Annotated in this window: 16 protein-coding genes; 11 read left to right on the top strand and 5 right to left on the bottom strand. The window is 62.9% G+C overall.

All coding sequences use genetic code 11. From position 1 onward, the window contains the following. Positions 1-47: 47 nt before the first annotated feature. The 4 genes from purH (at position 48) to JH25_RS15710 (ending at position 7,031) form a co-directional block, all read left to right on the top strand. Positions 48-1,655, top strand: coding sequence for a bifunctional phosphoribosylaminoimidazolecarboxamide formyltransferase/IMP cyclohydrolase (gene purH, locus JH25_RS15725; protein ID WP_032878113.1), 1,608 nt, complete (start codon positions 48-50; stop codon positions 1,653-1,655). Positions 1,656-1,813: 158 nt separating this feature from the next. Further along, positions 1,814-3,106, top strand: coding sequence for a phosphoribosylamine--glycine ligase (gene purD / locus JH25_RS15720; RefSeq protein ID WP_032878115.1), 1,293 nt, complete (start codon positions 1,814-1,816; stop codon positions 3,104-3,106). Between the two features lie 115 nt (positions 3,107-3,221). Continuing rightward, positions 3,222-5,996 (top strand): hybrid sensor histidine kinase/response regulator, encoded by a 2,775-nt coding sequence (locus tag JH25_RS15715; protein ID WP_032878117.1) that lies wholly within the window; start codon positions 3,222-3,224, stop codon positions 5,994-5,996. A 438-nt stretch (positions 5,997-6,434) separates the two neighbouring features. Then, positions 6,435-7,031, top strand: coding sequence for a MarC family protein (locus tag JH25_RS15710; protein WP_003171467.1), 597 nt, complete (start codon positions 6,435-6,437; stop codon positions 7,029-7,031). Here the strand turns inward: JH25_RS15710 and JH25_RS15705 are convergent. From JH25_RS15705 to cobG, 5 genes are all read right to left on the bottom strand, one after another. Continuing rightward, complete coding sequence (locus tag JH25_RS15705) at positions 7,028-7,807, bottom strand: hypothetical protein (RefSeq protein ID WP_032878118.1); 780 nt, start codon at positions 7,805-7,807, stop codon at positions 7,028-7,030. The genes JH25_RS15710 and JH25_RS15705 overlap by 4 nt on opposite strands. A gap of 236 nt (positions 7,808-8,043) precedes the next feature. Further along, a complete protein-coding gene (gene cobJ, locus JH25_RS15700) occupies positions 8,044-9,681 on the bottom strand; it encodes a precorrin-3B C(17)-methyltransferase (protein WP_032878119.1) in 1,638 nt (545 codons plus the stop codon). Next, positions 9,681-10,412 carry a precorrin-2 C(20)-methyltransferase gene (locus JH25_RS15695; protein ID WP_032878120.1) on the bottom strand — a complete coding sequence of 244 codons (732 nt, stop codon included), beginning with the start codon at positions 10,410-10,412 and terminating at the stop codon, positions 9,681-9,683. The genes cobJ and JH25_RS15695 overlap by 1 nt, the downstream gene beginning before the upstream one ends. Further along, positions 10,412-11,038, bottom strand: coding sequence for a precorrin-8X methylmutase (locus JH25_RS15690; protein WP_032878122.1), 627 nt, complete (start codon positions 11,036-11,038; stop codon positions 10,412-10,414). The genes JH25_RS15695 and JH25_RS15690 overlap by 1 nt, the downstream gene beginning before the upstream one ends. Then, positions 11,031-12,377, bottom strand: coding sequence for a precorrin-3B synthase (gene cobG, locus JH25_RS15685; protein ID WP_032878123.1), 1,347 nt, complete (start codon positions 12,375-12,377; stop codon positions 11,031-11,033). Before cobG ends, JH25_RS15690 begins: the two co-directional genes overlap by 8 nt. A gap of 38 nt (positions 12,378-12,415) precedes the next feature. On the opposite strand from cobG, the gene JH25_RS15680 reads away from it, so the two are divergent. The 7 genes from JH25_RS15680 to JH25_RS15650 all read left to right on the top strand — a co-directional run bounded on the left by JH25_RS15680 (position 12,416) and on the right by JH25_RS15650 (position 19,570). After that, on the top strand, positions 12,416-13,621 hold the full coding sequence (locus JH25_RS15680; RefSeq protein ID WP_032878124.1) for a bifunctional cobalt-precorrin-7 (C(5))-methyltransferase/cobalt-precorrin-6B (C(15))-methyltransferase: 1,206 nt from the start codon (positions 12,416-12,418) through the stop codon (positions 13,619-13,621). After that, positions 13,618-14,337, top strand: a complete 720-nt coding sequence (locus JH25_RS15675; protein WP_032878126.1) for a cobalt-precorrin-6A reductase — start codon at positions 13,618-13,620, stop codon at positions 14,335-14,337. Before JH25_RS15680 ends, JH25_RS15675 begins: the two co-directional genes overlap by 4 nt. 257 nt (positions 14,338-14,594) lie before the next feature. After that, the gene (locus JH25_RS15670; protein WP_005784364.1) at positions 14,595-14,987 is read left to right on the top strand and encodes a DUF2946 domain-containing protein; all 393 of its coding nucleotides are present in this window, start codon (positions 14,595-14,597) and stop codon (positions 14,985-14,987) included. 47 nt (positions 14,988-15,034) lie between these two features. Next, positions 15,035-15,517: a copper chaperone PCu(A)C gene (locus JH25_RS15665; protein WP_032878127.1), complete on the top strand. Its 483-nt coding sequence runs from the start codon at positions 15,035-15,037 to the stop codon at positions 15,515-15,517. A 9-nt stretch (positions 15,518-15,526) separates the two neighbouring features. Beyond that, on the top strand, positions 15,527-15,916 hold the full coding sequence (locus JH25_RS15660) for a DUF2946 domain-containing protein (RefSeq protein WP_032878129.1): 390 nt from the start codon (positions 15,527-15,529) through the stop codon (positions 15,914-15,916). A gap of 93 nt (positions 15,917-16,009) precedes the next feature. Then, positions 16,010-18,070: a TonB-dependent copper receptor gene (locus JH25_RS15655; RefSeq protein ID WP_032878130.1), complete on the top strand. Its 2,061-nt coding sequence runs from the start codon at positions 16,010-16,012 to the stop codon at positions 18,068-18,070. A gap of 117 nt (positions 18,071-18,187) precedes the next feature. After that, positions 18,188-19,570 (top strand): PepSY-associated TM helix domain-containing protein, encoded by a 1,383-nt coding sequence (locus JH25_RS15650; RefSeq protein WP_032878132.1) that lies wholly within the window; start codon positions 18,188-18,190, stop codon positions 19,568-19,570. The last annotated feature ends 10 nt before the right edge of the window (positions 19,571-19,580 follow it).

A 19,580-nucleotide genomic window follows, 5' to 3' on the forward strand; every position in this document is an offset into this window, starting at 1 on the left:
ACCGGTCGCCTTTTTTGCTGACTCCTTTGCTTTTGATGGAAATTGAAATGACCGACCAGACTACCCGCCTGCCGATCCGCCGCGCCTTGATCAGTGTTTCCGACAAGACCGGGATCCTCGAATTTGCCCGGGAGCTGGAAGCCCTGGGTGTGGAAATCCTCTCCACGGGCGGGACCTTCAAACTGCTGCAGGACAACGGCGTGGCCGCAGTAGAAGTCGCGGACTACACCGGTTTCGCAGAAATGATGGACGGTCGCGTCAAGACCCTGCACCCGAAAATCCATGGCGGCATCCTCGGCCGTCGCGGCATCGACGACGCCATCATGACCGAGCACGGCATCAAGCCGATCGACCTGGTGGCCGTTAACCTCTACCCATTCGAAGCCACCATCAACAAGCCAGGCTGCGACCTTCCCACCGCCATCGAGAACATCGATATCGGCGGCCCGACCATGGTGCGCTCGGCGGCCAAGAACCACAAAGACGTGGCCATCGTGGTCAACGCCAGCGACTACGCCAACGTGCTGGCAAACCTGAAAGCCGGTGGCCTGACCTACGCCCAGCGTTTCGACCTGATGCTCAAGGCGTTCGAACACACCGCAGCCTATGACGGCATGATCGCCAACTACATGGGCACCGTGAACCAAGCGGCTGACACCTTGAGCACAGAAGGTCGCAGCCAGTTCCCGCGCACCTTCAACAGCCAGTTCATCAAGGCCCAGGAAATGCGCTACGGCGAGAACCCGCACCAGAGCGCGGCGTTCTACGTGGAAGCCAAGCCTGCCGAAGTGGGCATTGCCACCGCGACCCAGCTGCAAGGCAAAGAACTTTCCTACAACAACGTGGCCGATACCGACGCCGCGCTGGAATGCGTGAAGAGCTTCGTCAAACCGGCCTGCGTGATCGTCAAGCACGCCAACCCGTGCGGCGTGGCCGTGAGCCCGGACGCTGAAGGCGGTATCCGCCAGGCGTACGAACTGGCCTACGCCACCGATACCGAATCTGCGTTCGGCGGCATCATTGCCTTCAACCGCGAGCTGGATGCCGAGACCGCCAAGGCGATCGTCGAGCGCCAGTTCGTCGAGGTGATCATCGCGCCAAGCGTCAGCGAAGAAGCCCGCGCCATTGTCGCCGCCAAAGCCAACGTGCGCCTGCTGGCCTGCGGCGAGTGGTCGGCCGACCGCGCCGCTGCCTGGGACTACAAGCGCGTCAATGGCGGCTTGCTGGTACAGAGCCGCGACATCGGCATGATCGGCAGCCAAGACTTGAAAGTGGTGACCAAACGCGCCCCGACCGAGCAAGAGATCAACGATTTGATCTTTGCCTGGAAAGTCGCCAAGTACGTTAAATCCAACGCCATCGTCTACGCCAAGAACCGCCAGACCATCGGTGTCGGCGCCGGCCAGATGAGCCGTGTGAACTCGGCGCGTATCGCCGCGATCAAGGCAGAACACGCCGGTTTGCAGGTGGTGGGTTCGGTAATGGCTTCCGATGCATTCTTCCCGTTCCGTGATGGCCTGGATAACGCCGCGAAAGCCGGTGTTACTGCCGTGATCCAACCGGGCGGCTCGATGCGTGATGCAGAAGTGATTGCCGCTGCTGATGAAGCCGGCATCGCCATGGTCTTCACCGGTATGCGCCACTTCCGCCACTGATCCCACTCGATCGAAATGTGGGAGGGGGCTTGCTCCCGATAGCGGTATTTCAGCAGGTTGATTATTTGACTGATACACCGCAATCGGGAGCAAGCCCCCTCCCACATAAAGCGCACTTGCGGCGCCTCACAGAATTTGCTTCATCCGAGGTTTTTGAAATGAATGTTTTGATCATTGGCAGCGGTGGCCGTGAACACGCCCTGGCCTGGAAAGTTGCCCAGGACCCACGTGTCCAGAAAGTCTTCGTCGCCCCCGGCAACGCCGGTACCGCCATCGAGGCCAAGTGCGAAAACGTCGCCATCGACGTACTGGCCCTTGAGCAACTGGCAGATTTTGCCGAGAAGAATGTTTCCCTGACCATCGTCGGCCCGGAAGTGCCACTGGTTGCCGGCGTCGTCGATCTGTTCCGCAGCCGTGGCCTGGATTGCTTCGGCCCGACCGCTGGCGCCGCCCAGTTGGAAGGCTCGAAAGCCTTCACCAAGGATTTCCTGGCACGCCACAAGATCCCCACCGCCGACTACCAGAACTTCACCGAGATCGAGCCGGCCCTCGCCTACCTGCGCGAAAAAGGCGCACCGATCGTGATCAAGGCCGATGGCCTGGCTGCCGGTAAAGGCGTGATCGTCGCCATGACCCTGCAGGAAGCCGAAGACGCCGTGCGCGACATGCTCGCCGGCAATGCCTTTGGTGATGCAGGTTCGCGCGTGGTGATCGAGGAATTCCTCGACGGCGAAGAAGCCAGTTTCATCGTAATGGTCGACGGCAAGAACGTACTGCCCATGGCCACCAGCCAGGACCACAAGCGCGTCGGCAATGGCGACAGCGGCCCGAACACTGGCGGCATGGGTGCTTACTCCCCGGCGCCAGTGGTCACCAGCGATGTGCATCAGCGCGTCATGGACCTGGTGATCTGGCCGACCGTGCGCGGCATGGCCGACGAAGGCAACGTCTACACCGGTTTCCTCTACGCCGGCCTGATGATCGACAAAGCCGGTAACCCGAAAGTCATCGAGTTCAACTGCCGTTTCGGCGATCCGGAAACACAACCGGTGATGCTGCGCCTGCAATCTAGCCTGGTGCTGCTGGTGGAAGCGGCGCTGGCCCAAGCGCTGGATAAGGTCGAAGCACAGTGGGACCCACGCCCGAGCGTCGGCATCGTGCTGGCGGCCGGTGGTTACCCTGCCGATTACGCCAAGGGCGATGTGATTGAAGGTCTGGATGCCGCCGCTGCGCTGGAAGGCAAGGTGTTCCACGCAGGCACCGCGCTCAAGGACGGCAAAGTTGTAACCGCAGGTGGCCGTGTGTTGTGCGCCACCGCAATGGGTGCCAGTGTCGATGCAGCACAACAGCAGGCGTACAAGCTGGCTGCGAAAATCGACTGGAAAGGTTGTTTCTACCGCACCGACATCGGCTACCGTGCCATTGCCCGTGAACGCGGCGAGAACAGCTGAGAGCTACACTTGCAGTAGCTATCCGTTCGGTTAGGTAAGGGCCTTTGGCCCTTGCCGTACACATGTCGCCCCGCGCATAGTTAACCCGTGCATCAACCTACGAAGGGATTTCGCCGTGCGCTGGCTCAGGATCGCCATAGGTTTCACAGTCAGCTTGCTGACCCTGCTCTGCCTGCTCCCGGCCCAGGCCGCCGCACAAGGCAGTGGTTGGGCGGTATTGCTTGATGAACAGGCCGACCTGCAACTGAGCGACATCCGTTCCGCCCGCTACACCAATCAATTCAGCCCCATCGAACTGGACCGGATCACTGCCGCGCAGCCGGACGGTGCGTTGTGGGTGCGCTTCAGGCTGCAGCCCGGCAAGCACGAACAAGTGCTGCGGGTCTTTGCCCCGGATCTTTCCAGCCTGAGCCTGTATGTACTGGACGGCGATACCCTGGTGGAGCAACAAACCACCGGCACGCGCCAACCCCAGGTTGAACGCCCGCTGCCCAGCAGCGATTTCATGCTGCCGATGCCCCAGAGCCCACGACCTCTTGAGGTGTACCTGCGCCTGGTCTCGGAACACGAACTGCGCCCCTACATCACCCTGGAACCTGCAGTACTGGCCGCCGCCAACCAGAACCAGACGCTGATCTACGGCCTGCTGTTCGGCGTGCTGCTGATGCTGATCCTGCACAACCTCACGCGCTTCGCCTACCACCGCTCGCGCAGCAGCCTGTGGCTGGCCGCCTGCGAATTGCTGTTGATGCTCAGCCTGGCGCTGCTGCTCAACCTGGTGGGGCCATGGCTGCCGAACTGGCACGCGATCCAGACCCCTGGCGCCTACCTCGCCCTGTTGCTGACCGCACCTTGCGGGTTGATGTTCGCCTACCGCTTCTTCATGCCCCTGGGCCCGCACCCGCTGAACAAGGTGTTGATGGCCGATATCCTGCTGATCGTGCTGTGCGGTCTGCTGTTGTTGTTCGTCAATACCCTGCCACTGAACATCATCACCTATGCCCTGGTGGCACTGGCCGGCCTGAGCATGTTGTTTGTCTCGGCCTACCATTGGCAAAAAGGCTACCGCCCGGCACGTCTGTTCGTGGCGGCGATGGTGGTATTCAACATTGGCACACTGATCATTCTTCCCGCCCTGCTCGGCCTCACCCTGGTGGCGCCGCAGGGCCTGATCGTCACCCTGCTGGGTTTCATCTGCCTCAGCGGCCTGTTGATGAGCCTGGCCCTGGGCGAACGCCAGCGCGCGATTGTCGAAACGCGCTTCAGCCTGAGCCGCGACCTGGCCGCCAGCAACGCCGAAATCGCCGCCAAGGCGGAGTTCCTGGCGAAGATCAGCCATGAAATCCGCACGCCCATGAACGGCGTGCTGGGCATGACCGAACTGCTATTGGGTACGCCGCTGTCGGTGAAGCAGCGCGACTACGTGCAGACCATCCACAGCGCCGGTAACGAGCTGCTCACCCTGATCAACGAGATTCTCGACATTTCCAAGCTGGAGTCCGGGCAGATCGAACTCGATGATGTGCAGTTCGACCTCAACGCGTTGATCGACGACTGCCTGAGTATCTTTCGCGCCAAGGCCGAGCAGCAGAATGTCGAGCTGATCAGCTTTATCCAGCCCCAGGTGCCACGCGTGATCAGCGGCGACCCGACGCGCCTGCGCCAGGCGTTGTTGAGCCTGCTGGAGAACGCCCTGCACAAGACCGATGAAGGCGAAGTGCTGATCGTCGTGGCCCTCGACGAGCGCAGCACCAAGCCCCGTTTGCGCATTGCCGTGCAGGACAGCGGCGTGCCGATGGAAGCCGCCGAACGCGACGCGCTGCTGCACAGCGAACTGCACAGCAAGAACTTCCTCTCGGCGACACGCCTGAGCGGTCACCTGGGCCTGGTCATTGCCCGCCAGTTGATCCTGCTGATGAACGGCGAATTCGGTATCAAGAGTGGCAGCCATCAGGGCAGCACCTTGTGGCTGACCCTGCCGCTGGACCCGGAGCGCCTGGAGCACCCGACGTCGGATCTCGACGGCCCGCTCAAGGACGCCCGCGTGCTGGTGGTGGACGACAACGACACCTGCCGCAAAGTACTGGTGCAGCAATGTTCGGCCTGGGGCCTGAATGTCAGCGCCGTGCCGTCCGGCAAGGAGGCCCTGGCGCTGCTGCGCACCAAGGCACACCTGCGCGATTACTTCGACGTGGTGCTGCTGGACCAGAACATGCCGGGCATGACCGGCATGCAACTGGCGGCGAAGATCAAGGAAGACCCGAGCCTGAACCACGACATCCTGCTGATCATGCTCACCGGTATCAGCAACGCGCCGAGCAAGATCATCGCGCGAAACTGCGGGATCAAGCGCATCCTCGCCAAACCCGTGGCCGGTTATACGCTCAAGACGACCCTGGCCGACGAACTGGCCCAGCGCAGCAAAGGCGCAGCCATTCCACGCCCCGCCCCCAGCGCACCGGTGGCGGTGACCGTGCCGAGCGATTTCCGCATCCTGGTAGCCGAAGACAACAGCATCTCCACCAAAGTGATTCGCGGCATGCTCGGCAAACTCAACCTCAACCCGGACACCGCCAGCAACGGCGAAGAAGCCCTGCAAGCGATGAAAGCCCAGCGCTATGACCTGGTGTTGATGGATTGTGAAATGCCAGTCCTCGATGGATTCTCTGCCACGCAGCAGCTGCGCGCTTGGGAAGTCAGCCACCAGCGCGTACGCACGCCGGTGGTAGCGCTCACGGCGCATATTCTTTCGGAACATAAAGAACGCGCACGCCAGGCCGGCATGGACGGGCATATGGCCAAGCCGGTGGAGCTATCACAGTTGCGCGAGCTGGTGGATTACTGGGTAGTGCAGCGCCAAAAGCTTCCTGAGCGCAGCACCATTTCCTGATTTGAAATACCATCCCCTGTGGGAGCGGGCTTGCTCGCGAAGGCGGCCTGACAGCCGACACAGTTATACCGAGTACATATCCATTCCTGCGGTAACGGCCACTTAGGGTTCCGCTTTTACAGCGGGTCACTTTTGAAAAGCGCAGAAGTAACCCAAACGCTCTTGCCCCACCACTTGGCACCTCGCTTAGGCTCGGTGTGCCCGTAATCCGCCATGGATTTGGGGGGCCGCCGCCAAATCCCTGTCGAATTCCGGCCAGCGTGGTTTAACGGGGCGCCTAAGATCAAAAGCGACTCGCTTCGCATCGTGGTTACCGTCGGCTGCTACAACCTACAAAATTGTTTAGATACCTATGGCTATCGCAGTTCAAGCCAGCTCCCACATTTGATCTCTGTCGGATAGACTCCTCCACACTTCCCCCGCCCGCGAGCCGCCCCCATGCTCCATGTGTTATTCAGCGTTTACCTGAAGATGCTGGTGCTCTACAGCCCGTTTTTTGTGCTGTCCTGCTTTATCAGCCTGACCCGTGGCTATTCCAGCAAGGAACGTCGGCGCCTGGCCTGGAAAGTCGCACTGGCGACCCTGGTATCGAGCGTGTTGCTCTACCTGTTCGGCAGGGTGATTTTCAGCGTGTTCGGCATTACCGTGGACGCGTTCCGTATCGGCGCCGGCAGCGTGTTGTTTATCTCGGCCCTGGGCATGGCTCAGGGCAAGTCGGCGGTGCAGACCGACAACGTGCAGCAGGACGTGACCATCGTGCCGCTGACCATCCCGCTCACTGTCGGCCCAGGCACCATCGGTGCGCTGCTGGTGATGGGCGTGAGCCAGCCCCACTGGGACGACAAGCTCACCGCCATCCTCAGCATCGCCTTGGCCAGCCTCACAGTGGGTGTGGTGCTGTACCTGTCCAACCGTATCGAACGGATTCTCGGCGACCAGGGCTTGCAGATTGTCAGCCGGTTGATGGGCCTGTTCGTATGCGCCCTGGCCGCGCAAATCATTTTTACCGGGGTTCGCGGCTACCTGGTGCCTTAGATCCGGTATTTGGCAATCGCCAGCTGCACCTTGTCACCGGCGCTTTCGCGCATCAGCTGGATGGTTTTTTCGTTGACCACCGAGGTGTTCAGCACCAGGCAGGTTTGCCCGCTGAAAGCCTCGAACGATGAGCTGTCCCATTCAAGGAACGGCACTCCCACCTGTTTGTTCACGCCGTGGCTGCTGAAGGTCACCAGCACCATCATCACTTCACCATTGGTTTCGGCGCAGGACGCCACGCCGAAGTCACCGCCCTCATGCACCGCGCTATTGCGCTTGAACAAATCAAAAGACGCCGGCTGCCGCTTCAATGCCTCCAGCGCATCGGCGGCCAGTTTTGGCAGCGCGGTAACCAGCGGCCCCGACAGTGACATCGACGCCAGCAGCGCGCCGATAATATTCAGCGCAGCCAATTGCACCGTCAGCCCCTTGCCGGAGCGTGAGACCCGCTCGAAACTGCTGCGCACCGGCAGCCAGCCAAGACTGACCATGACCTTGATAAATTCGTCGTACCACGCCTCGGTGCCCCGATGTACTTTCAATACATCGCTCACGTAACTGCTGGCCAGCAGGTAACTCTTGCGAATGTATTCGCGGTTCAGCCCAGATAGCCCCTCGGCGAAGGAAATCACCCCGTTGTTGACCACCGCCGCATTGCAGTCGTCGTCAGTGTCCAGGGGTAACGCCGCGTGCACTCCTGGTGCCCCCGGCAACTTGTAGGCGGCAATCAGCTTGCGCCGTTTGATAGTGTTGATCCTTCTGTGACGTCGCTCCATTTTTCAGTTCTCCACAAGCACCCGACATGGGGCTTTCCTTCACACTAGTCCAGCGGGCGGAGGGCTTTCCATGCGACAAACATGCCTTGGTGGCACCGGTCAAAACCCAGTGCCCAGCAATCACAAGGCACAGCCGGCAGGCTTGCGGTTTTCACCGTAAAAAAAGAAAAAGCCCCGAACAACATCAGGAGAATCCCTGGGTCATTCGGAGCTTTCCGACGGCCAGTGGGCCGTTTTCAGGAGGCGGGTTTGTCGCCGTACCAACGCGGCGTGTACACCCACGCCCCGCCACCGGCACGCGGGAACACGCAGGTGGTGGACGAGCCGATCAGCACCATGGTGCGCATGTCCACCTGCTCGGGCGTCAATTGGCCCAGGGTGGTGACGCGTAGCGTCTGGCCCGGGCGGCCGATGTCGCGGCCCAGCACCACCGGCGTATCGGGCGTGCGGTGCAGGCCGACGATCTCCAGGGCACGCCCCAGTTGCCAGGGCCGCGAACGCGAGATCGGGTTGTAGAACGCCAGGGCCAGATCGGCCTGGGAAGCCAGGTCCAGGCGCTTTTCAATGATCGACCAGGGCTTGAGGTTATCCGACAGCGACATGACGCAGAAGTCATGCCCCAAGGGTGCACCGGCCTGGGCGGCGGTGGCCAGGGAGGCAGAAACCCCCGGCAGGATTTCCAGGTCGACCTGATGCCAGGCCGGGTCCGTGGAGTCGTGCAGCGCCTCGATCACCGCGGCGGCCATGGCGAATACACCCGGGTCGCCGGACGACACCACCACCACCGAACGCCCCTGCGCAGCCAGCTCGAAAGCATGGCGAGCGCGCTGCATTTCTTCGCGGTTGTCGGTGCAGTGTTGCACTTGATCGTCACGGAACGGCCCGGCCATGCGCACATAGGTTTCATACCCCAGCACATCGGTGCAACGCGCCAGTTCCGCCTTGACCGCCGGCACCATCAACTCGGCCGCGCCGGGACCCAGGCCGATCACTGCGAGACGGCCACGGGGGCGTCCCACCTGCGACACGTCCAAGGGCTGTTCGGCCACGGTAATGCTGATGTCCGCAACGGGCGTCACCGGGGCAAAACGCAGCGGCACACCCAACGCCAGCGCAGCTTCATGCAATGAGGCGTCGGCCATCTGCAGGTCGCTGGCCAACAGGCAGGCCACGGCTTGCACCGCGATCCCCGCCTCATGCAGCGCAGTGCGCACGCGCTCGGCCAACTGCGCACCAGGCTTGCAGGTAATGCAGACGTTTTGTGGATAAATCAGCAGCTCGTTCGCTGCCGGTGGGCGCTCGGCACTGCCCACATGAATCGCCAGGCGCGCCTGTGGGTCCTGAACCAGGTTGGCTTGATCCAGCCACGGCGCCACGCCTTCGACGCGTACCGATTCACCGGCCAAAAGGTCCGAGACAAAGCGCTTGCCCAGTTCAATGTCCGCCAGTTGATACCCCGTCGGCGGGTTGAGCAGGCAGGTGCCAAAACGCAGTTCGCCACTGGTGGTGATTGCCGCAGATACGCCCAATGCAGCGGCGATGTCCCGCGCCATCACATTCACCCCGCCCAGGCCACCCAGCAGCGGCACCACGGCGCTGCCGTCTTCTGCCACGGCCAGCACGGCGGGTTCCGCGCCTTTTTCCAGCAGCAGCGGCGCCAAGGTGCGAATCACAATGCCGGCCGCGCACAGGGCAATCAGCGGCGTGCCTTGCTGGTAGAGCTGGCGCAGCGTCGCGCCGAACTCGCTGTAGCTCTGGTCCGCCCCTTCAACCCGAGCGGCCAGGCCGTGGATCAACGCGCCAGGGTAAACCTGCTGGATCTTGCGCGCCGTGGCCAAACTGCCTTGGCCCAGAATCACAATCGCCGGAGTCATCAACCTTGCCACCTTTCACCGGGCACGATGATCAGCGAGAAATACGGCGACGACATCGGCTCCACCTGGTCCAGCGGCACGATCTTCTGGTTGGCCATGGTGGCGCGCTCCACGTACAACGCACGTTCGGCCAGGCCCAGCTCTTCCAACACCTGGCGCACCTTCGGGAAGTTGCGCCCCAGCTTCATGATCACTGCGGCATCGGCATCCGCCAGGCGGCGCTTGAGGTCATCATGGGGCAACACGCCCGAGAGCACCGACAAGCTCTGGTTGCGATACACCAACGGCGCGCCGAGCACCGAAGCGCCGCCGAGCATCGAACACACGCCCGGAATTACCTGGGCTTCGTAGCGCTCGGCAAGGCGGTCATGCAGGTACATGTAGGAGCCGTAGAAAAACGGATCACCTTCGCAGATCACCGCCACATCGCGGCCCGCCTCCAGGTGCGCGGCCACGTCGAGGCTGGCGTTGTCGTAGAAGTCGCTGATCACTTGTTCATAAGACAGCGGCGCCGGCAGCGCTTCAGTGGTGACCGGGTACACCAGCGGCATCAGGGTCTGCTGTGGCACCAGGTGGCCTTCGATGATGCCGAAAGCGTTGCCCTTCTTGCCCTTGGCCACGAAATACGCCACCACCGGCGATTCACGCAGCAGGCGCAGGGCCTTGAGGGTGATCAGTTCCGGGTCACCGGGGCCTACGCCCAGGCCGATCAAACGTCCGCGCACCTGCATTATTCGACCTCCGTGGCCAGGGCGTTGACGGCGGCGGCAGCCATTGCGCTACCGCCCAGGCGGCCTTGCATGATCACGAAGGGTACGCCACGGCTGTCGGCGGCAAGCATGGCCTTGGATTCGGCGGCGCCGACGAAACCGACCGGGAACCCCAGGATCAGCGCCGGTTTCGGCGCGCCGGCGTCGAGCATTTCCAGCAGGTAGAACAAGGCGGTCGGCGCGTTGCCGATCACCACCACGCTGCCTTCCAGGTACGGGCGCCACAGCTCCAGGGCGGCGGCGGAACGGGTGTTGCCCAGCTCCCGCGCCAGCTGCGGCACGCTGTCGTCGCGCAGGGTGCAGATCACTTCGTTATTGGCCGGCAGACGCGCACGAGTCACGCCCTCGGAGACCATCCGCGCATCACACAGGATCGGCGCGCCAGCAGCCAGCGCATCGCGCCCGGCCTTGCCGGCCCCTTCGGAAAATTGCAGACCGTCGATGGCCTCGACCATGCCGCACGCATGAATCACCCGCACCGCGAGTTTTTCCAGATCGGCAGGGATGCGGTCCAGGTTGGCTTCCGCGCGAATAATGGCAAAGGAGTTGCGATAGATCTCCTGACCGTCGCGGATGTAATCAATCATCGGTGTTGCTCCGTGGGCGAGCGCGTAACAGGGCGCCCGCCGCTTCAATGGAAAGAGTGCGCGCGTGCAGCCGACCGAAACCCGAGTGGGCTGCATCGCGAAAATAGAGGTCATAATGGCCGGGGCTCACCGCCAGCAACGTGACCGGCGCGGTGTGCGCGGCGGCGCATGAGCGCGGGCAGCCGGACAGGTGCGCTTCGACGCCGGGTTGCAGGGCGGCCAGTTGCACCGCGTCGGCCTTGGTATCGGCCAGGCCCTTGCCGCAACCGCTGGAACCGGTGCAGGCAATCATGCGCGCCAGGGGTTGGTCGATTGAACACACAAAGCCCAGTTGCGCCAGGCGTTCGGTCACGGCGCCAACGCGTTCAATGTTGGGCAGTAGCACGCCCTGCCAGGGCGTGAAGCGCAACGTGCCATCGCCGTACTCGCTGGCCAGTTGCGCGGCGCCCTGGAGCATCAGCGAATCCAGGCGGCCCAATGGCGCGACTGCCGCGACGTAAAACTGATTCTTTTGGGCCTGTGGATAACTGCCGATGTGCAACAACGCACCACTGGCCGGGCGCTTGAAGCCCTGCGCCGACAACAGCGGCAACCTCAGGCGGCCCAACAAGTTATCCACAGTCAGATGACGCATACGTGTTTGCTCGGGCGTCGCCAGGTCGAGAAAGGCCTCCAGCACCGCCACCACCAGCGCATGCCCCTGGTCCAGCGGCACTGCCGCCACGGGCGCATCCAGCCCCGGACAACCGGCCAGGCCGAACGCCAACAGCGTCTGACCATCGCGCACAAACGCCGACAGCCACAGGTCATGGTGATGCTCCAGCATCGCCAGGGCTTCACCGCCATCGAGTTGTATCGCGAACTTGGCCGACAGCTGGTGGAACCGCGCATGGTTTTGCAAGGTGGCAAGAATCTGCGTGGCCAGCGGGCGGGTGTCGAACAGCATCTGCGGGTCGATACCAGCAGCGGGGCTGAGCATCAGGTTGCGCACGTCGTCACCGGCAGCGTTATTGGGGCCCAGACCGGCGGCAAGCAAACTGGCGATCAAGGCGTCCTGCTCGGCGCCAATGCCGCGGATCTGCAAGTTGGCGCGGTTGGTCGCCTCGATTATCCCCCCCGCGTACGTACGGGCCGCGTCGGCCACGGCGCTGGCCTGGGCTGCGGTGATCGAACCACCGGCCAGTTTGATCCGGCAAATACCGCCGTCCAACGCCTGGACAATACGCAGCAACCCCGGACAAGCCGAGGGGCGCATGGTATTCACAGCGGGCGTTGGGTTCACGGGGCTACCGGTTGACGGGTAAAGGCGCGGTATTATGCCTGCTTTGTCCGGCGGCATGAAAAGCCTGCCCGTCGGATGTCGCTCAAGGAATTGATATGTCGCCCTGGCTGACGGTTGTAGGCATCGGTGAAGACGGCTTCAAGGGCCTGGGCAGGAATGCCCGGCACGCCCTGTTGCGCGCCACGCGGATTATAGGCGGCCAACGCCAGTTGAACCTTTTGCCGGTGTGTATTCGCGGCGAACGCCAAGTGTGGCCGAGCCCGTTTTCCCTGGAGCCGGTGTTGTCGCGGCGCGGGGAGCCTGTGTGCGTCTTGGCCAGTGGCGACCCGATGTTCTATGGCGTCGGCGCCAGCCTGGCCCGGCAAGTGGCAGCTGAAGAGTTGTTGATTTTGCCGGCGCCATCGTCGGTGTCCCTGGCGGCAGCGCGCCTGGGCTGGCCGTTGCAGGAGGTGGTGACGCTATCGGTGGTCGCTCGTCCGTTGGCAGCACTTAATGCGCATCTGGCCGCTGGCGTGCGCTTGTTGGTCTTGAGCAATGACGGCAGCAGCCCCGCTTTGATGGCTGCGTTGTTGGCCGAACGCGGTTTCGGCCCCAGCCGGATTACTGTGTTTGAACACCTGGGCGGCCCGGCTGAGGGGCGCATCGACGGGCACGCGCAATCCTGGGAACACGCCGAGGTTGCCGCTTTGAACCTGGTCGCCATCGACTGCCTGGCGGATGCCAACGCACCACGTCTGTCACGCCTTGCAGGTTTGCCCGACGCGGCCTTCAAGCACGATGGCCAACTGACCAAACGCGACGTGCGCGCCATGACCCTCGCCCGCCTCGCCCCCATGCCCGGCGAACTGCTGTGGGACGTGGGCGCGGGCAGCGGCTCCATCGGCATTGAATGGATGCGCACGCATCCAAGCTGCCGCGCCGTGGCAATCGAGGCCGACGCAGGCCGCCAAAGCCTGATCGAACACAACCGCGACGCCCTCGGCGTGCCCGGCCTGCAGCTGATTCGCGGCAAGGCGCCGGATGCGTTAAGCGGTCTGGAAGCACCGAACGCCATCTTCATCGGCGGCGGCGTCACCCGCGAAGGCGTGCTCGACACCTGCTGGCAACACCTGCGCCCCGGTGGACGGTTGGTGGCCAATGCCGTGACCCTGCAAAGCGAAATGACCTTGATGAACTGGCGCGCCGAGCATGGCGGCGAACTGACCCGCATCCACGTGGCCCAGGCGCAGCCATTGGGCGAGTTCGATACCTGGCGCCAGGCATTGCCGATCACGCTATTGGAAGTGATCAAGCCCCTATGAAAAGGATTCTGTTGCTGGGTGGCGTGACGGAGGCGCTGGCCATTGCCCGCACCCTGGGGCCTGAGCATATCTACAGCCTGGCGGGCGTGGGCCGTGTGCCGACCGACCTGAGCTGCCAGGTTCGAGTCGGGGGTTATGGAGGCGCTGAAGGGCTCGCGCAGTTTGTTCGTGATGAACGCATCAGCCTGATTTTCGATGCCACGCATCCGTATGCGGCGCAGATCAGCCACAACGCGGCCCAGGCGGCGCGCTTGAGCGATGTGCCTTGCTGGGCGTTGCGACGTCCGGCGTGGCAGCCGCAAGTGGGGGATGACTGGCGGGAAGTGCCTGACTGGGCCGCCCTGATAGCCGCGTTGAAGCCCTTCAAGCGCCCATTGTTCACCTTGGGTCGCGAACCCTTGCAGCATCTGGAGGAAATCCCCGCCGATCAGTTCTGGACGCTGCGCGCACTGGACGTTTATCCGGGGAATGCGCGGTGTGAAGTGATCGGCGCGCGCGGACCGTTTCTGATCGAGGATGAGCGGGCTTTATTCGAACGGCGCAGGATCGATGTACTGATCAGCAAGAACAGCGGCAGCACCGCCACTGAACCGAAGCTGGAAGTGGCGCGTGAGCGTGGCGTGCCGGTATTGGTGCTGAAGCGGCCGGTGCTGGCGGCGGTGGATCGAGAGTTCACCACCGTAGCTGCGGTGCTACAGGCAATACACCCCTTCTGAGCAACACCGACCTAATGTGGGAGGGGGCTTGCTCCCGATGGCGGCGGATCAGCCACAAATCAGTAACTGACACACCGCGATCGGGAGCAAGCCCCCTCCCACATTTGACCTGCGCAGCCCTGAAGATCCTCATCCACTCAATTCCCGTCTACGCTCAAATCCAGCACTGCGACACCAAACCACACCGCCCCTTTTTACTTATCCCCCCCGATCAGGCTAAATACCCCCTGATCGTTTAACCCTACGGATTATCCGCCATGGCCCGTCAACGCTTTGCAATTGCCTGGATCGCCTGCCTTGCAGTGCTGTTCAATGCGTTTGCCATGCCGTTGGCCAGTGCGATGCAGCAGACTGATGATCCGGTCAAGCGTCTGATGTGGGGTGGGTTCTGTTCGTCCAATGGTGCCAGCCTGAAGGCGATTGCCCTGGGCAAGCTGGAAATCCCGGCAGCGCCGGACGATCACTCTGCCATGCAGCATTGCTGGTGTTGCTCGGGCTCGGCGCCGTTGGTGGCGTTGCCGGGGCATGTGCCGCAGCTGTATGTGACGCGCTTCGAGGCGGTGCAGAGCCTGCCGCCACGCTTATTGCGCAATCCCACCCCGCGCCAGCAATGGCCAAGCCTTAACCCTCGCGCCTCCCCAACGGTCTGATCTTCTTCGCAAGTGAACTGCGTTTAGAACCGTTCTGGAGAACTGCCATGCTTAAATCTTCCCTGCTTCTGGCTGCGTTGCTGTTGCCGGTGTTCAGTGCTGCCAATGCCGATGACTACAAGGCCGGCGACCTGTTGGTGAGCGATCCCTGGTCCCAGGAGCTGCCACCGAATGCGCCGACCGTGGCGGCCTACTTTGTGATTCATAACACCGGGGCTGCTCCGGATCGCCTGCTCAGCGTTGAAACCAGCGTCGCGGAGAAAGCCGAGCTGCACGAGCATGTGATGCAAGGCGACTTGATGAAGATGCAGCAAGTGCCCAGCGTTGCCGTACCGGCCAAGGGTGAGCTGACCTTCGCGCCGATGGCTTATCACGTGATGCTGCTGGGCCTCAAAGACCGCAGCCTGTTGGCCGATGGCAAGCAATTCCCACTGACCCTGACCTTCGAGAAAGCAGGCAAGGTTCAGGTGCAAGTGTCGGTGCAGAAGGTCCCGCCGATGGCCACGCACGAGCATAAGCACACTCACTAGACCTACCCGATGGGCGCCCCCCGCGCCAGGTTGTCTCCGCACCGCCGTGTGATGCGCGGCAGTTGGATCAGCCTGTTCGCCATGCTGATGATCTTTATCGGTCCGCTGATTTCCCAAGCGATGCCGATGGATCATCACGCCGGTATGTCCATGGACATGCCCGCGTGCCACGGCGAGCCCAAGCCGACCAAAACTCCCGACGAACATCATGTCCTCTGGGAGAAATGCGGCTATTGCAGCCTGCTGTTCAGTTGCCCGGCCCTGCCCGGCAGCGTCTCCTACGTAACGCTCGGCACCCCGCCGCCAGCCAACGCACTCATCCCCGCCCCCCGCCTGGGCCATGCTCGGCAGAGCATCTTCCCTGGCGCCCGCAGTCGTGCGCCGCCCATCGTGTCGTAAGCCCTTCACCGCGTTACTTCACCCCGGCCGACTTCAATTAGACAGCCGCAGGCTGCTGGCCGTGTTGTTTACGATTGATTGATGGAATTTGTCATGTCCAGGTTTTCTGCTGACACCCGTTTGGGCGCTGCCCCTGTTTTCGCCGCTCTGTGCGGCGCACTGCTTGCCCCCTACGCCCATGCGCACGAACACGAGCTGAGCCCCACGGTGATCACCGCGATCGCCCCCAGCTCGCCCCTCACCGTTGTCACCAACCCCAAGGATCCACGCCAGCCGGTGCCCGCGAGCGATGGCGGCGACTACCTCAAGACCATCCCCGGCTTCGCCCTGGTGCGCAACGGCGGCACCAACGGCGACCCGGTGCTGCGCGGCATGTTCGGCTCGCGCCTGAACATCCTTACCAACGGCGGCATGATGCTCGGCGCCTGCCCAGGCCGCATGGATGCGCCGACTTCGTATATTTCGCCGGAAACCTACGACAAGCTCACCGTGATCAAAGGCCCGCAAACCGTACTCTGGGGCCCGGGCGCGTCGGCCGGTACGATCCTGTTCGAGCGTGAGCCCGAGCAGTTCGGCGAGCTGGGCACGCGGGTCAATGCCAGTGTACTGGCCGGTTCCAACGGGCGCTTCGACAAGGTCATCGATGCTGCTGCAGGAGGCCCGTTGGGCTATGTGCGGGTGATCGGCAACCAGGCCCATGCCGACGATTACAAGGACGGCAACAACGACACTGTCGCCTCGCGCTATGACAAGTGGAATGGCGATGTGGCGGTGGGTTTCACCCCCGACGCCGACACGCTGCTGGAACTCACCGCCGGCCGTGGCGACGGGGAAGCGCGCTACGCCGGACGCGGTATGGACGGCTCGCAATTCCTGCGCGAAAGCCTCGGGCTGCGCTTCGAAAAATCCAACCTCGGCGAGGTGCTGGACAAGGTCGAGGCCCAGGTCTACTACAACTACGCCGACCACGTCATGGACAACTACAGCCTGCGCGTCCCTTCGGGCACCGGCATGATGGCCGGGCCCATGGCCTCCAACGTCGACCGTCGCACCCTGGGCGGTCGCATCAAGGCAACCTGGCGCTGGGCCGATGTGCAACTGATCGGCGGTCTGGACGCGCAGACCAACGAACACCGCGCGCGCAGCAGCATGGGCATCGACACCTACAAGGACCTGCCGCGCAACAAGGACGCCAACTTCCACAACTACGGGGTATTCGGCGAGCTGACCTGGTACGCCGCCGACAACGACCGCCTGATCACCGGCGCCCGCCTGGACCGTGCCTCAGCCAAGGATTTTCGGCAACGCACCGGCTCGGCAATGATGAGCCGCCCCAACCCCACCGCCGACGACACCCGCGCAGACACCTTGCCATCGGGCTTTGTGCGCTATGAGCACGACCTGGCGGACACGCCCACGACCGTCTATGCGGGCCTGGGGCACGCTGAACGCTTTCCGGATTACTGGGAATTGTTCTCCCCCAACACCGGCGCGGTCGGCTCGGTGAATGCCTTTGACGGCGTGAAGCCCGAGAAGACCACGCAGCTGGATTTCGGCGCGCAATACAAAACCGCCGACCTCGAAGCCTGGGCCTCGGGTTACGTCGGCCAGGTGCGCGACTTCATCCTGTTCGACTACCGGCCCGGCATGATGGGCACCACCTCCCAGGCGCGCAATGTCGACGCGCGCATCATGGGCGGCGAGTTGGGTGCTGCCTACAAGCTGAGCCGCAACTGGAAAGCCGACGCCAGCCTCGCCTACGCCTGGGGCAAGAACAGCAGCGATGGCAAAGCCCTGCCGCAGATGCCGCCGCTGGATGCACGCCTGGGCCTGACCTACAGCGAAGACGACTGGAGTGCCGGCGCCTTGTGGCGCGTGGTCGCGGCGCAAAACCGCATCGACCAGAACAAGGGCAACGTGGTCGGCAAGGACTACGACAAGAGCGGCGGTTTCGGCGTGTTCTCGCTCAACGCTGCGTACCGCATCAATAAGAACTTCAAGGTCAGTACCGGAGTCGACAACCTGTTCGGCAAGGCTTATGCCGAGCATTTGAACCTGGCGGGTAACGCAGGCTTCGGTTACCCGGCGAATGACCCGCAAGCCATCAAGGAGCCGGGGCGTACGCTCTGGACCAAGGTGGACATGAGCTTCTAACAGCATCGGGAGCAAGCCCCCTCCCACACTTGAAACGCATTTCAAATGTGGGAGGGGGCTTGCCCCCGATGGCGGTGTAACCGACACAAAAAAATCAAAAGCCTTGCGGAGCCCCTGATGAGCACACCGAAGATCTCCTTCTACAACCTGGCCTGGCGCTGGCACTTCTACGCCGGCCTCTTTGTCGCCCCTTTCATGGTGCTGCTGGCCCTGACCGGCATCATCTACCTGTTCAAACCCCAGCTCGACCCGCTGATGTACGGCCACCTGCTCACCGTACCCACAGCCGAGCACGCTCTGAGCGCGGACGAACTGCTGCAACGCGCCAAAGACGCCTACCCCCAGGCCGCGATCAGCAAATACCTGCCGCCTGCCGACGCCACCAACAGCGCGCAGTTCGTGATGCACAACCAGGGCCGCGAGATCAGCGTATTCGTCGACCCGTATCGCGGCACAGTCCTGGGTGAGCAGGACGCCAAAAACAACCTGCAGGCCATTGCCCGCGCCCTGCACGGCGAGCTGATGATCGGCACCACCGGCGACCGCCTGATAGAACTCGCCGCCGGCTGGGGCGTCATGCTGGTGGTGTCCGGCCTGTACCTGTGGTGGCCGCGTGGCAAGTCATCGGCTGGCATATTGTGGCCGCGCCTCAACAGCCGTGGCCGCTTGTTCTGGCGTGACCTGCACGCTGTCGCCGGCTTCTGGGGCGCGGCATTTCTGCTGGTCATGCTGCTCAGCGGCATGACCTGGACCGGTTTCTGGGGCAAGCAATACGCCGACCTGTGGAACACCTTCCCGGCGGCGATGTGGAACAACGTGCCGCAGTCCGACCAGCAGGCACGCGTGCTTAACACGGCCACCCAACAGACCGTGCCATGGGCCATGGAAAACACGCCGATGCCGATGTCCGGCGACCACGCCGAACACATGAAACACGGCGCCATGCATTCAGGTCCTGCCGCACCAAGCGTGCGCCTGCAACAAGTGGTCGACCTGGCCAATGCGCGCGGCGTGGAGCCCGGCTACAGCATCGCGTTCCCCACCACCGCCACGGGGGTATTCACCGTCGCGGTGTTCGCCAACGACCCGCGCAATGACGCCACCCTGCATGTGGACCAGTACACCGGCAAGGTCCTGGCCGATGTGCGTTGGGAACATTACAACCTGGTCGCCCGCGCCACCGAGACCGGGGTGATGCTGCATGAAGGCAAGATGTTCGGCTGGGTCAACCAACTGATCGTGCTGGTGATCTGCCTGATGATCCTGCTCAGTGCGGTCAGCGGCGTGGTGATCTGGTGGAAGCGGCGCCCTGCCGGTGGCGTGGGTGTTCCGCCGTTGCGTCATGACCTGCCAAAGTGGAAAACCGCGATGGTGATCATGCTGGGCCTGGCACTTGTTTTCCCGCTGGTGGGGGCGTCGCTGATCGTGGTGTGGGTACTGGATCGTCTGGTGCTGTCGCGCTTTTTTGGCCAAGGTGAATCCGCTTCAGGTTCCGCATGAAACAGGCGAG

It is taken from the genome of Pseudomonas sp. BRG-100, assembly GCF_000737955.1.
Classification (GTDB): Bacteria; Pseudomonadota; Gammaproteobacteria; order Pseudomonadales; family Pseudomonadaceae; genus Aquipseudomonas; species Aquipseudomonas synxantha_A.